We start from the raw sequence: 13,431 nt of genomic DNA, 5'->3' as shown, positions 1-13,431 counted from the left end.
TCAGCGCGTCTCGACCAGCAGCTCGACCTCCTCGGCGAAGGCGGCGATCCGGGCCGCGTTGACGCCGAGGTCATGGGGGCCGAGGCGGGAGGCCGAGCGGATGTCGATGCGGCTGCCGTCGGCACGCGGGCGGATGCGGATGGTGATGTCCTCGGCCGTGCGCAGGAGGCGGGCGCGGGCCACGGCCTCGATTCGGCCCGCACCACTGCGCCCGCCCGGTCGCGTCGCCTCCAGAACCTGCCAGCCGCGGGCGATGGCGGCGCGGCGGGCGATGTCGAAGGCCGTCTCCGCGGGAACCTCGAGCACGATCGGCACCGTCTTCGGGTAGGCCCGGCGCTGCAGGCGGCGCCGCTCGGCCGGAACGTCGGGCGGCACCCGCCCGGCGCGTGCATCCAGCGCGGCGCGCGAGCGGCTGAAGGTGGGGGGATCGTCGAGATCGGTCGAGATATCGGCCAGCGCCGGCAGGGTGACGAGCTTGAACACGACATAGGCGGCTGGCACCAGCATCAGCACGCCCATGAGGAAGGCGCCGGCGGCCATGCCGACACCGCGATGGCCGGTCTGCCAGATCCGCGCGAAGGCCAGCAGCGACAGGAGCAGGGCGAGCAGCGCAAGCCCATAGGCAGCCGCCACGGGTGCAAGGCCTTCCAGCGTCGGTTCGCCGCTGCGGAAGACCAGCAGGGCGAGCAGCAGCACCGCCAGCGCGAACCAGGCCAGGCGCCGGCTCCAGAGCGCGGCGCGCGAGACGGGTTCCTCGAAGACGAGACGGCGATGCATCGGCCATCGATGACGCGGCGACGCGATGGAGGCAAGGCACCATTGAGATGCCGCCATCACCATCTCGCCTGCGACGGCGAGATGGTTTAGGCGTGATCAATCTTGATGAAGGGCGAGGCCGTGCCGGATTTGAAGACAGCGCCGCGTGCCGATGCGACGGAGCCGGACCGCGTCTGGTTCCGGTTCATGCGGCTGCATCAACGCATGCTCGGGCAGATGACGGCGCGGATCCGCGCGCTCGGCCTCTCGATTCCACAATTCGATCTGCTCTCGACGCTGACCGAGCGCGAGGGCATCAGCCAGAACGAACTGGCGGAGCGCCTCTACGTCACCAAGGGCAATGTCTCCGGGCTCGTCGACCGCCTGGTCCAGGCGGGTCTGGTGGAGCGCCGGGCCATTGCCGGGGATCGGCGCTCTTATGCGATGCATCTGACGCCGGAGGGGCGCAGGCTGGCGGAGGCGGGCATCGCGGCGCAGCGCGATTTCGTGGCGCAGACACTGGGCAAGCTGCCGGCGGACGATCTGGCCGAGCTCGACCGGCTCGTGCTGTCGTGGCGCGATCTCGCCAGGGCGGTTGACGAGGGCTGAGCGCTGCTCAGGCGCCGACGGCCTGCACCTTCTCCAGTGTCTTGCGACCGCCAGGCAGCTCGCGCATCACAAGGCGCTCATCGGCGCTGATTTCGCCCAGCGGGATCTCCCCCTGGGCCATGATCGCGGTCGCGACCTTGTTGACGAAGACGATCACCGGGCGGTCGCCCGCGGCGGCCCAGCGCCTGAGTTGGCCGAGATAGGGATCCTTCCGCCAGGCCTGCGCGGCGCCGGGATCAACCTGGACGAAGAGCCAGCGCGTCGTCGGGTCCATGGTCAGGACGAAGCGGGCGCGGTCCGGCTTCCACTCGGGGCCGAGGAAATCCTGCGTCATCCAGAGGCAGAAGAAGGCGCGGCAATGCTGCGGGCGGGTTTCGTGGATGCCGCAGCCGCGGCCCGGCAGGCAATGGCGGCACCAGCTGCCGGCCCTGCTCTCGACTGCCGGCACCTCATAGACCTTGCAACAGAGCGTGCAGGTGCCGCAGTCCCGGCCCGGGGCGGGCCGGTTCACCATTGCTGCCGGGTCGATCATGCGGCCTCTTCCGAACCGTTCCAAACAGGCGCCGACGATGCCGAGGCGGGAGGCGCCTGACAAGCCCGGCCGGCCTGAGCGGCCGCGGTGATGGATGGATCGAGATCCGCCGGCCCTGCGGCAGAGTCTGCCTCGGGTTGCGATAAATTCGCTCAGCGCTTGCGCGGGCGCCGGTCTATGCTGGCACACGACACCACTCGCATCAGGGGATCCGCACGATGCTGTCCAACCTCGCCGTCCGCGACATCGAGACTCTCGTTCACCCCTATACGAACCTCGCCGCGCATCGGGAGACGGGTCCGCTGGTGCTGGAGAGCGGCAAGGGCGTCTATGTCTATGACAGCAACGGCAAGGAATATCTGGAGGGCATGGCGGGCCTCTGGTGCACGGCGCTCGGCTACTCCAACCAGGAGCTGATCGAGACCGCCTATGAGCAGATGAAGAAGCTGCCCTTCCAGCACATCTTTGGCGGGCGCAGCCACGACCCCGCGATCGAGCTGGCGGAGAAGCTGAAGGAGATCGCGCCGGTTCCGATCTCGAAGGTGTTCTACGGCGCCTCCGGCTCGGATGCGAACGACACCCAGATCAAGATCGTCTGGTACATGAACAATGCGCTGGGCCGGCCGCAGAAGAAGAAGATCATCTCGCGGCTGAAGGGTTATCACGGCGTCACCGTCGCCTCCGCCTCCCTGACCGGCCTGCCCAACAACCACATCGATTTCGACCTGCCGCTGCCCGGCATCCTGCATACCTCCTGCCCGCATCACTACCGCTTCGCCGAGCCCGGCGAGAGCGAGCAGGATTTCTCCTCGCGCATGGCCGCCGAGCTGGAGGAGATGATCCTGCGCGAGGGGCCCGATACCGTCGCCGCCTTCATCGCCGAGCCGGTGATGGGCGCGGGCGGTGCGATCACGCCGCCGGCCGGCTATTTCGAGAAGATCAACGCCGTGCTGGCGAAGTACGATATCCTCTTCATCGCCGACGAGGTCATCACCGGCTTCGGACGGACCGGCAATATGTTCGGCACCACGACCTACGGGCTCGCCGCCGACACGCTGTCCTGCGCCAAGCAGATCACCTCGGCCTATTTCCCGCTCAGCGCGGTGATGATGAACGAGCGGGTCTACGAGGTCCTCGTCGACCAGAGCCGCAAGATCGGCACCTTCGGCCACGGGAACACCTATGCCGGCCACCCGGTGGGCTGCGCGGTGGCGGTCAAGACGCTGGAGATCTACCAGCGCGAGCGAATCGTCGAGCATGTCCGTAGCGTCTCGCCGACCTTCCTGCGCCGCCTGACCAAGCTTGAGGAGCATCCGCTCGTCGGCGAGGCGCGCGGCGTCGGCATGATCGGCGGTGTCGAGCTGGTCCGCGACAAGGCGACGAAGGCCTCGTTCGAGATCAAGAAGGGCGTCGGGCCGAAGTCGGTGCTGTTCGCGCAGCAGGAAGGCCTGATCCTGCGGGCGATGGGCGACCGCGTCGCCTTCTGCCCGCCGTTGATCATGAAGGAGGCGGAGATCGAGGAGATGTTCGACCGCTACGAGCGCGCTCTCGACAAGACCCTGGCCTGGGCCAAGGCGGAAGGCCTGCTCGCCGCCTGATGCGGCGGCGGCCCTTCGCGGCATGCGGTGGGTGCGGGTCTTTCATGATTGTGGCGCGGGGCGAACCTCCTGACACAATTTGCCCGAAGCGCATCACGATCATGCCGTTTTGGCGTCCCGATCGTTGGGCAAGTTTCGCTGCGGCGACGGTCCCGTCGCTGCCACGGAAACCAACCCAGTCGGAACCCATGACGACCCCGTCTCAACCCCGCCGCGCGATCCCCGCCCATGCGAGTTTCCACGATGCCCACGCCAGGGAGGCCTACGCATCCTGGTTCAAGCCCATCGCGCTGCCTGCATTGGCCGCTGGAACAAGACGCGCCCCGGCTGCGTTGGATCACCGTGCGAAGGATGCACCATCCCGGCTTGCCGGTGTCCTCCGCAACGGATTCGACGACTGACTTCCTAGACCCCTTCGAGACCCTCCATGCTTGACCGGCGCAGAGTTCTTCGGACTCTCGCCGGTCTTTTTTTGGCCATGGCGGGGCCGGGCGCCTATGCGGCGGTCTGGGAGCCGGGGCGGCAGAACGTGACCCGCTACCGGCTCACCCCGCGCGGCTGGCCGGAGGGACGGCGCCTGAGGTTGGCGATCCTGTCCGATCTGCATGTCGGATCGCTGCACGTGCCGCTCTCGCGGGTGTCCGAACTCGTCGCTGCGACCAATGCGCTGGCGCCCGATCTGACGCTGCTGCTCGGCGATTTCGTCGCCAGCCGAGCACGTATCGCCTCCGATCCCAGCCTCGCGGATCTGGCAACCGAACTCGCCCGGCTTCAGGCGCGGGACGGCGTCTTCGCCGTGCTGGGCAATCACGACTGGTGGCATGACGAGCCGACACAGCAGCTGCGACAGGGACCGACGCAGGTCGGTCTCGCGCTGGAGCGCGTCGGGATCCCGGTTCTGGAGAACAAGGCCGTCAGGCTCGACACGGCAGGCGGGCCGCTCTGGCTGGCCGGGCTCGGCGACCAGATCGCCTTCCTGTCGAGAGGGCGCCGTCCGCGCGGTATCGACGACCTCGCAGGAACGATGGCGCAGATCACCGATGACGAGGCGCCGGTGATCATGATGGCCCACGAGCCCGACGTCTTCGCCCGCATGCCCGACCGGGTGACGCTGACGCTCTCGGGCCACACTCATGGCGGGCAGGTGCGGTTTCTGGGCTGGGCGCCGATCGTGCCGTCGCGCTATGGCAATCGTTACGCCTATGGCCATGTCCGCGAGGCGGGGCGCGATCTCGTCGTCTCGGGAGGCATCGGCACCAGCCAGCTGCCGATCCGCTTCGGCATTCCGCCCGAGATCGTGCTGATCGAACTGGGCTGAGCGCCGGACGGCGTCCCGCTCGGATCAGGTCACGATCACCTTCGTGCCGTTGGGCACGCGGTTGAACAGGTCGATCACGTCGATGTTGCGCATTCGGATGCAGCCGGAGGAGGCCGAGCGGCCGATCGTCTCGGGTTCGTTGGTGCCGTGGATGCGATAGAGCGTGTCGCGGCCGTTCTGGTAGAGATAGAGGGCGCGGGCACCGAGCGGATTGTCGGGTCCGCCCTCCATGCCGCCGGCGCGCGGCGCCAGATGCGGCCAGCGCGCGATCATTTCGGCCGGCGGGGTCCAGCGCGGCCATTCCGCCTTGCGCTGGACGACCGCCTCGCCGGTCCAGCCGAAGGCCTCGTCGCCGGTGGCGACGCCGTAGCGGATCGCCTTCTTGTTCGGCAGCACGTAATAGAGATACTTCTCCCGCGTATCGACGACGATGGTGCCGGGTGGCTGGTCCGTCGGGTCGGCGATCTCGTAGGGCAGATGGGTGAGATGGTGCTCGAACTTCGGCACCAGGGCGATGTACTCGGCATCCCTCTGAGACAGGGCCGGCGCGTTGACGCTCTTGTACTGGCAGGCTCCCAGCAGGGTCGAGAGCGCCAAGGCAAGGATCGCGGTCTGTTTCATGACGTCCACCAGACGGCCCGAAGGCGATCTTTATGATGAATTCAGGGTTAACGCTTCGTATCCGTCGGCTTCAGCTCGACTTTGCGCGCTGGCGGATGGTCTAGGGCGCAAACGGACACGGCGCAATTTGGGTTCCGCTGGGGCGCGCCGAATCACGCGTTTCGCACTGCACCGTGGCCATCTTGCCACGTTTTCTGTCTCTAACCGTCCCGAGGGGCCCCGCCTGTGACGACACTCCTGCTGACGCACCCGTCCAGCCTTGCGCATGAGACCCCGCTCGGCCATCCCGAGCGTCCCGACAGGCTTCGGGCCGTCGAAGCGGCGCTGGAGACCGAGCGTTTCGCGCCGCTGATTCGCGAGGCGGCGCCGCGGGGCACGCTGGAGCAGGTCGGCCTTTGCCATCCGCACGACTTCGTCGAGGCGGTGCTGGCGGCCTCGCCCGCGCAGGGGCTCGTCCCCTTCGATGCCGACACGACGATGTCCCCCGGCACGCTCGAAGCCGTGCTGCACGGCGTCGGCGGCGCGGTGCAGGCGGTGGACGAGGTGATGACCGGCCGCGTCGCCAACGCTTTCAGCGCCACGCGGCCGCCCGGCCACCATGCCGAGAGCGTCAAGGCGATGGGGTTCTGCTTCTTCAACCAGGCGGCGATCGCGGCCCGTCATGCCCAGCGGCGCCATGGGGCGGAACGGGTGGCGATCATCGATTGGGACGTCCATCACGGCAACGGGACCCAGGAGATCTTCTGGGACGATGCCAGCGTGCTCTACGCGTCCAGCCATGAGATGCCGCTCTATCCGGGCACGGGCGCGGCGTCCGAGCGCGGCGCCCACGACACCATCGTCAACGCGCCTCTCAGCGCCGGGGATGGCTCCGACGCCTTCCGGGAGGCGATGGAGAGCGTCCTGCTGCCGCGCATCGCCGGATTTTCGCCGGATCTGATCATTATTTCGGCGGGATTCGATGCACATTGGCGCGATCCGCTCGCCAACCTGAATCTGAAGGAGCCCGATTTCGCCTGGGCGACGCAGAGGCTGATGGAGATCGCGGATCGTCAGTGCGGCGGGCGCATCGTTTCCGTGCTGGAAGGCGGCTACGACCTCGAAGGTCTGTCGCGTTCGGCGGCGGCACATGTGATGGCGCTGATGCGTGGATGACGCAGCGTCGCATCGGCCCATGCGTGGTGTTCATCATGGGTTCAGAGGTGCGTGGGCAGGAGAAGCGTGCTAGAGCGAGGCCGCGTTGCGGCACTCGCCCGGCCGGGGGAAGCGATCGGAAAAGGCGCGGGATCGTGCGTTTTCCAGCAGGCAAGAGGTGCGTGACAGCGGCGTCGGATCGGGATGCGGGCGAGGGCGCCGCGCTTCGCGAAACCGGTCGGCTGCGCGCAGCGGGGCGCAATGAACGACATGACCATGCTGCCGGGAACGGCAGACCAGGCGAGCCCGACCCCCGTCGCCATGATGGCGGGCGACAAGCGCCCCGAACTGTTGCGCGACGAGGTCCTGGGCGAAATCCTAGCCGCCACCGTCGCGGACCGGGGAGCGCATCCCGCGCTGGTCGATGGCAGCCGCCGCCTGAGCTATGACGAGATCTGGGCGCTGGCTGGCCGGCAGGCGCGCGGGCTCGCGCTGCAGGGCGTCGGACCGGGCGATCTCGTCGGTCTTTGGATGCCGCGGGGCATCGATCTGCTGGTCGCGCAGATCGCGATCACGCGCGCCGGCGCGGCCTGGATCCCTTTCGATGCCGAGGCGCCGGTCGAGCGCATCGCCGTCTGCCTGGCCGATGCGCAGGCCAAGGGCATCGTCACATGCCCGGCCTGGATCGGTCGCGCCGCCTCGACCGAGCGCATCGTCTGGACGCCGGATGGGCTCGCGGAGGGCGATGACGGGCATGCGATGCCCGCCCGTGCCACCGGGCTGACGCGCGAGCATCCCGCTTATCTGATCTACACCTCCGGCTCGACGGGTACGCCGAAGGCGATCGTCATCAGCCACCGCAACATCTGCCATTTCCTGCGGTCGGGGAACGCGCTCTACGGAATCGGCCCGGACGACGTCGTGTTCCAGGGCGCCTCGGTCGCCTTCGACCTCTCGATGGAAGAAATCTGGACGCCCTATCTCGCGGGCGCGACGCTCTTTGTTGCCTCGCCGGAGATGATGGGCGATGCCGAGAAGCTGCCGGCGATCCTGACCCAGGCCGGCGTCACGGTCATCGACACCGTGCCGACGCTGCTCGGCATCCTGCCCGCCGACGTGCCCTCGCTGAAGCTGATCCTGCTCGGCGGCGAGGCGCTGCCGCCGGCAACGGTGCAGAAATGGTCGAAACCTGGCCGGCGCATCCTGAACACCTATGGCCCGACCGAGGCGACGGTTGTCGCCACTGCGGCCGAGGTCCATCCGGGCGAGACGGTGACCATCGGCCGGCCCATTCCCAACTACACCGCCTATGTCGTCAACGAGGCGATGGCGCTGGTCGGCCCCGGCGAACAGGGCGAGCTGCTGATCGGCGGGCCGGGCGTGGCGCAGGGCTATCACGGCCGCCCCGAGCTCACCGCCGAGAAGTTCATCCCCAACCCGTTCGGGCAGCCCTTCGGCCCCGATGATCCGGTGCTCTATCGTTCGGGCGACGCGGTCAGCCTCGACGAGGCCGGCAACATCGTCTTCCACGGGCGCATCGACGACCAGATCAAGATCCGCGGTTTCCGTGTCGAGCTCGGCGAGATCGAATCCAAGCTCGCCGACGAGCCCGGCGTGCACCAGGCCGCCGTGGTGATGCGGACCGATGACGAGATCGAGCGCCTCGTCGCTTTCGTCGTGGCCGAGCCCGGCGTCGCGGTCGACGGCGCGGTGCTGCGCGCGGCGCTGCGCGAAAAGCTGCCGCCCTATATGGTGCCGGCGCATTTCGAGGCGGTGGGCTCGCTGCCGCGCATGGTCTCCGGCAAGGTCGACCGGCGGATGCTGAAGGCCGCCCCGCTGACGGCGCCGAGCGCGCAAGGCGAGCAGGAGCCGCCGCGCAACGCCACGGAAGCGGCGCTCCTCGACGCCGCCAAGCGCGTGCTGGGGGCATCAAGCCTGCCGCTGGAGGCCGATTTCTTCGTCGATCTCGGCGGGCATTCGCTGCTGGCGGCGCGCTTCATCTCGATCGTCCGCGAGAACCCGGCCTATGCCGGCATCACGCTGCAGGACGTCTATGGCGCGCGCACCCTGCGCGGCATGGCGGCGTTGCTCGACGGGCGCGGCATCGCCGAGGCGCAGGACCTCTCCTTCACGCCGCCGCCCTTCCTGCGCCGCTTCCTGTGCGGACTGGCGCAGGCCGTGGCGCTGCCGGTGATCATCGGCCTCTCGACGGCGCAATGGCTCGGCATCTTCGTCACCTACATGCTGCTTTCCGGCGAGGATCTGCCGCTGGTCGGCCAGATCTTCGCGCTGCTCGGCGTCTATGTCGCCATCACGGTCGTCACGGGCCTCATCGCGATCGCGCTGAAATGGATCGTGCTGGGGCGGACCAAGCCCGGGGTCTATCCGCTCTGGGGCGTCTATTACTTCCGCTGGTGGTTCGCGGCGCGCGTCGCCGGGCTCGTCCACATCAAGTGGCTGCAGGGCTCTCCGGTAATGCGGGTCTACTGGCGTTTGCTGGGCGCCAAGGTCGGGCGCGACGTCATCATCTCCGATTACGAGGCCGGCGCCATCGACCTGATCGAGATCGGCGACGGGACCACGTTCGGCTCCAAGACGACCTTCGCCAATGGCGAGGCGATCGGCGACAAGCTGATCATCGGACGGATTACCATCGGCCGCGATGTCTGCGCCGGCGCCTCCGTCGTTTTCGGTCATGATTGCGTGATCGGCGACCATGTCGAGATCGGCGATTTGACCGCGATCCCGCCGCGGGCGCAGATCGCCGAAGCCGAGATCTGGGACGGCTCGCCCGCCCGCAAGACCGGGACGGTCGATCTCGCGGCGCTGCCGCCGCAGGCCGAGGCCGGGCCCGGCCGCCGCGCGGCGATGACCGCCTTCTGCGTGCTGATGCTCGTCGTCGTGCCGCCGATCAGCTTGCTGCCGATCTTCCCGGCCTTCTGGCTGTTCGACCAGATCGACGACTGGATCTCGTCCTGGTCGGAGATCAGCTATCTCTGGTATCTGCCGCTGCTGACCTGGCCGACCGCGATTGGGCTGATCTCCTTCACCGTCTTCCTGATGGCCGGGCTGCGCTGGGCGATCCTGCCGCGGGTGACCTCGGGCTCTTATTCGATCCATTCCGGCTTCTATGCCCGGAAATGGACCGTCTCGCTGGCGACGGAGGTAACGCTCGAGACGCTCTCTTCGCTGTTCGCGACCATCTATATGCGCGCCTGGTATCGGCTGATGGGCGCCCGCATCGGCTCCGGCGCCGAAATCTCGACCAATCTCTCGGGGCGCTTCGACCTGACCGCCATCGGTGCCGGAAACTTCATCGCCGACGAGGTCGTCTTCGGGGACGAAGACATGCGCCGCGGCTATATGCGGCTCGACATGACGCGCACCGGCGAGCAGGTCTTCGTAGGCAACGACGCCGTGGTGCCGCCGGGCGCGGTCATCCCGGATCGCGTGCTGATCGGCATCAAGTCGAAGCCGCCGGCCAATGACCGGATGCAGCCCGGCGACACCTGGTTCGGTTCACCGGCCATCCGGCTGCCGACGCGGCAGAAGGTCGATCTCGGGGCGGACTGGACCTACAAGCCCTCGCTGCGCAAGCAGGTGGCGCGCGGCACCTTCGAGGCCCTGCACACCTCCTTCCCGGCGATGCTGTTCATCACCTTCGGAACCATCGCGGTCGATCTCGTGCTGCAGCAGCGCATCAACGAGCAGGACTGGGGTGGGCTGGTGCTCGCCTTCATGGGCGTCGCGGTGCTGATCGCGATCACGCAGGCGGTCATCTGCGCCACGATGAAGTGGCTGATGATGGGCGTCTACAAGCCGGTGATGAAGCCGATGTGGTCCTGGTGGGCGATGCGGACCGAGGCGGTGGCCGTGCTGTACTGGGGGCTCGGCGGCAAGGTGCTGTTCGACCATCTGCGCGGCACGCCCTTCCTGCCGTGGTTCCTGAAGCTGTTCGGCGCGAAGTACGGCAAGGGCGTCTGGCTCGACTCGACAGACATCACCGAGTTCGACTGCATCAATGTCGGGGACTATTGCACGATCAACGCGCATTCCGCCCTGCAGACCCATCTCTACGAGGACCGGGTAATGAAGGTCGGCCGGGTGAAGCTCGGAAAGGGCGTCTGCGTCGGGGCCGGCGCGACGGTGCTCTACGACACCCATGTCGGCGATTATGCGCAGGTCGGGCTGCTGACCGTCATCATGAAGGGCGAGAACCTGCCGGCGCACACGCGCTGGGAGGGAGCGCCGGCGGTGCCGGCGGCGGTGTCTGCGGGGCATTGAGCGACAGCGTGGTGTTTGACCGCCAGTCCTGCCCGGGACTATGAGCCTGCACGGATTTCTGTGCAGGTTTCCATGTCCCACAACTCGTTCGGCCATCTCTTCCGCGTCACGACATTCGGCGAGAGCCATGGGCCGGCCATCGGCTGCGTGGTCGATGGCTGCCCGCCGCTGATCCCGCTGACCGAGGCCGACATCCAGGGCGATCTCGACCGGCGCAGGCCCGGCCAGTCGCGCTTCACCACGCAGCGGCAGGAGCCCGATCAGGTCCGCATCGTCTCGGGCGTCTTCGCGCGCGAGAGCGACGGCGTGCAGATCACGACCGGCACCCCGATCGGGCTGATGATCGACAATGTCGACCAGCGCTCGAAGGATTATTCCGAGATCAAGGACAAGTACCGCCCGGGGCATGCCGATTTCACCTATGACGTGAAATACGGCATCCGCGACTATCGCGGCGGCGGGCGGTCCTCGGCGCGCGAGACGGCGATGCGGGTGGCGGCGGGCGCGATCGCGCGCAAGGTCGTGCCGGGGCTCGTCGTCCGCGGGGCGCTGGTCCAGATGGGGCCGCACAAGATCGACCGCGCCAACTGGGACTGGGAGGAGGTCGGCCGCAATCCCTTCTTCTGCCCGGACGCGAAGGCCGCCGCTTTCTTCGAGGGCTATCTCGACGGCGTCCGGAAGTCCGGCTCCTCGACCGGGGCGGTGCTCGAGATCGTGGCGGAGGGCGTGCCGGTGGGGCTGGGCGCGCCGATCTATGGCAAGCTCGACGCCGAGATCGCGGCCGCGCTGATGAGCATCAACGCCGTCAAGGGAGTCGAGATCGGCGACGGTTTCGACGCGGCCGCACTTTCCGGCGAGGAGAACGCCGACGAGATGCGCGCCGGCAATGACGGGCGGCCGCTGTTCCTCTCCAACCATGCCGGCGGCATCCTCGGCGGCATCTCGACCGGGCAGCCGATCGTGGCGCGCTTCGCGGTGAAGCCGACCTCGTCCATCCTGGCGACGCGGGCGACCGTGACGCGCAGCGGCGGCGAGGCCGAGATGTTCACCAAGGGCCGCCATGACCCTTGCGTCGGCATCCGCGCGGTGCCGGTGGGCGAGGCCATGGTCGCCTGCGTCCTGGCCGATCATTTCCTGCGGCACCGGGCGCAGGTCGGCGTGGTCGAGCCGCGGTGGCCGTTCCAGGAGTGAGGCCAACCCGCGTACCTCGCCGATGATGGCGCCTTTGCATTTCAGTCATACTGAAATTGCGCGCTTGCTTCATTGCGGATGAAGGGCGGTTGCCTTAGTTTGCGGGGATGAAGCTCGACGCTTGGCTCACGCAGAACAAGATCGGCCGCAGCGCCTTCGCGCGGCTGGTCGGCCTGTCGCCGGCCAGCGTGACGGCCCTCTGCAACGACCAGAGCGCCTGGATCTCGCGCGAAAGCGCCGAGCGCATCGCCGCCGCGACGGGCGGCGCCGTCACCCCCAATGATTTCCTCGGCCTGGTCAGGCCACGCGAGGCCGCCATGCCCAACAACGTCACCGCCACCATCGAGGCCTTCGCCCGCGGCGAGATCGTCATCGTCACCGATGACGACGATCGCGAGAACGAGGGCGACCTGATCGTCGCCGCCTCGCTCTGCACGCCGGAGAAGATGGCCTTCATCATCCGCAACACCTGCGGCATCGTCTGCGCGCCGCTCACAGCCTCCGAAGCCCGGCGCCTGCGGCTCGACCCGATGGTGTCCTCGAACGACGCGCCCCTGGGCACGGCCTTTACCGTCACGGTCGACGTCAAGCACGGGCTGACGACGGGCATCTCGGCCGAGCAGCGCTGCAACACGGTGCGGGCGCTGGCGAACGGCAATATGGGCGCGGGCGATTTCGTGCGGCCGGGCCATGTCTTCCCGCTGATCGCGAAGGAGGGCGGGGTGCTGATGCGCTCGGGCCATACCGAGGCCGCGGTGGACCTCTGCAAACTGGCCGACCTGCCGCCGGTCGGGGTGATCTGCGAGCTCGCCAATGACGACGGCACGGTGATGAAGGGGCCGCAGATCGCCGCCTTCGCCGAGAAGCACGGCCTGAAGCAGATCACGGTGGCCGATCTCATCGCCTATCGCCAGTCGCGCGAGAAGCTGGTCGAGCGCGTGCATTCTTTTCCGGTCAAGAGCGCCTTCGGCGAGATGACCGGCCATGTCTATGTGACGCCCTTCGACGACACGCAGCATTTCGCCTTCGTCATGGGCAAGATCGGCGAAGGCGAGCGGATTCCCTCGCGGCTGCACCGCGCCGATGTCGTGGCCGATGTCATCGGCGGAGCGAGTGCGATCCAGTGCGCGCTGCTGGCGTTCGAGCAGGACGGGCGCGGCGTGCTGGTCTATCTCCGCGATGGCTCGGCCGGCGTGCCGATCAAGCCGGTCGAGGAGGGCGCGGATGCGCAGCGCTCCCAGCAATGGCGCGAGGTCGGCCTCGGCGCGCAGATCCTGCGCGATCTCGGCGTGCGCTCGATCGTGAACCTCGCCTCGTCGCCGCGCTCCTTCGTCGGGCTCAGCGGCTTCGGCATCGAGATCGTGGAGACACGCCCGCTGGCGTGAGGG

General features: G+C 68.0%; 10 protein-coding genes. 7 read left to right on the top strand and 3 right to left on the bottom strand.

Annotation, left to right across the window (positions count from 1 at the left end; all coding sequences use genetic code 11):
- On the bottom strand, positions 1-777 hold the full coding sequence (locus tag ACFPN9_RS02565; RefSeq protein WP_066725417.1) for a DUF1499 domain-containing protein: 777 nt from the start codon (positions 775-777) through the stop codon (positions 1-3).
- 105 nt (positions 778-882) lie between these two features.
- Here ACFPN9_RS02565 and ACFPN9_RS02560 point away from each other — a divergent pair, with 105 nt between their 5' ends.
- The gene (locus ACFPN9_RS02560) at positions 883-1,365 is read left to right on the top strand and encodes a MarR family winged helix-turn-helix transcriptional regulator (protein WP_066725420.1); all 483 of its coding nucleotides are present in this window, start codon (positions 883-885) and stop codon (positions 1,363-1,365) included.
- A 7-nt stretch (positions 1,366-1,372) separates the two neighbouring features.
- On the opposite strand, the gene ACFPN9_RS02555 is transcribed toward ACFPN9_RS02560, so the two are convergent.
- On the bottom strand, positions 1,373-1,897 hold the full coding sequence (locus tag ACFPN9_RS02555) for a hypothetical protein (RefSeq protein ID WP_066725423.1): 525 nt from the start codon (positions 1,895-1,897) through the stop codon (positions 1,373-1,375).
- A gap of 218 nt (positions 1,898-2,115) precedes the next feature.
- Here ACFPN9_RS02555 and ACFPN9_RS02550 point away from each other — a divergent pair, with 218 nt between their 5' ends.
- Together ACFPN9_RS02550 and ACFPN9_RS02545 are read left to right on the top strand one after the other, a co-directional pair.
- On the top strand, positions 2,116-3,495 hold the full coding sequence (locus ACFPN9_RS02550; RefSeq protein ID WP_066725426.1) for an aspartate aminotransferase family protein: 1,380 nt from the start codon (positions 2,116-2,118) through the stop codon (positions 3,493-3,495).
- 478 nt (positions 3,496-3,973) lie between these two features.
- Positions 3,974-4,813 carry a metallophosphoesterase gene (locus ACFPN9_RS02545; protein WP_377815208.1) on the top strand — a complete coding sequence of 280 codons (840 nt, stop codon included), beginning with the start codon at positions 3,974-3,976 and terminating at the stop codon, positions 4,811-4,813.
- Between the two features lie 24 nt (positions 4,814-4,837).
- Here ACFPN9_RS02545 and ACFPN9_RS02540 read toward each other — a convergent pair whose 3' ends face one another.
- Complete coding sequence (locus tag ACFPN9_RS02540) at positions 4,838-5,434, bottom strand: L,D-transpeptidase (protein ID WP_066725432.1); 597 nt, start codon at positions 5,432-5,434, stop codon at positions 4,838-4,840.
- A gap of 225 nt (positions 5,435-5,659) precedes the next feature.
- On the opposite strand from ACFPN9_RS02540, the gene ACFPN9_RS02535 reads away from it, so the two are divergent.
- From ACFPN9_RS02535 to ribB, 4 genes are all read left to right on the top strand, one after another.
- Positions 5,660-6,589 carry a histone deacetylase family protein gene (locus tag ACFPN9_RS02535; RefSeq protein WP_066725435.1) on the top strand — a complete coding sequence of 310 codons (930 nt, stop codon included), beginning with the start codon at positions 5,660-5,662 and terminating at the stop codon, positions 6,587-6,589.
- Between the two features lie 240 nt (positions 6,590-6,829).
- A complete protein-coding gene (locus ACFPN9_RS02530) occupies positions 6,830-10,852 on the top strand; it encodes a Pls/PosA family non-ribosomal peptide synthetase (protein WP_066725438.1) in 4,023 nt (1,340 codons plus the stop codon).
- Between the two features lie 72 nt (positions 10,853-10,924).
- Positions 10,925-12,043, top strand: coding sequence for a chorismate synthase (gene aroC, locus ACFPN9_RS02525; protein ID WP_377815204.1), 1,119 nt, complete (start codon positions 10,925-10,927; stop codon positions 12,041-12,043).
- A 107-nt stretch (positions 12,044-12,150) separates the two neighbouring features.
- The gene (gene ribB, locus ACFPN9_RS02520; protein ID WP_082735481.1) at positions 12,151-13,428 is read left to right on the top strand and encodes a 3,4-dihydroxy-2-butanone-4-phosphate synthase; all 1,278 of its coding nucleotides are present in this window, start codon (positions 12,151-12,153) and stop codon (positions 13,426-13,428) included.
- Positions 13,429-13,431 lie beyond the last annotated feature (3 nt).

Origin of the sequence: Allobosea massiliensis, assembly GCF_042655245.1 — a bacterium.
In the GTDB taxonomy this organism is placed as follows: Bacteria; Pseudomonadota; Alphaproteobacteria; order Rhizobiales; family Beijerinckiaceae; genus Allobosea; species Allobosea massiliensis.
The sequence above is the reverse complement of the archived record's forward strand: the minus strand, read 5'-3'. Positions and strand labels throughout refer to the sequence as shown.

Bases quoted from the DNA above. Each gene is read 5' to 3' on its own strand.
- ACFPN9_RS02565 (WP_066725417.1), bottom strand. From the start codon at position 777: ATGCATCGCCGTCTCGTCTTCGAGGAACCCGTCTCGCGCGCCGCGCTC.
- ACFPN9_RS02560 (WP_066725420.1), top strand. From the start codon at position 883: ATGAAGGGCGAGGCCGTGCCGGATTTGAAGACAGCGCCGCGTGCCGAT.
- ACFPN9_RS02555 (WP_066725423.1), bottom strand. From the start codon at position 1,897: ATGATCGACCCGGCAGCAATGGTGAACCGGCCCGCCCCGGGCCGGGAC.
- ACFPN9_RS02550 (WP_066725426.1), top strand. From the start codon at position 2,116: ATGCTGTCCAACCTCGCCGTCCGCGACATCGAGACTCTCGTTCACCCC.
- ACFPN9_RS02545 (WP_377815208.1), top strand. From the start codon at position 3,974: ATGGCGGGGCCGGGCGCCTATGCGGCGGTCTGGGAGCCGGGGCGGCAG.
- ACFPN9_RS02540 (WP_066725432.1), bottom strand. From the start codon at position 5,434: ATGAAACAGACCGCGATCCTTGCCTTGGCGCTCTCGACCCTGCTGGGA.
- ACFPN9_RS02530 (WP_066725438.1), top strand. From the start codon at position 6,830: ATGAACGACATGACCATGCTGCCGGGAACGGCAGACCAGGCGAGCCCG.
- aroC (WP_377815204.1), top strand. From the start codon at position 10,925: ATGTCCCACAACTCGTTCGGCCATCTCTTCCGCGTCACGACATTCGGC.
- ribB (WP_082735481.1), top strand. From the start codon at position 12,151: ATGAAGCTCGACGCTTGGCTCACGCAGAACAAGATCGGCCGCAGCGCC.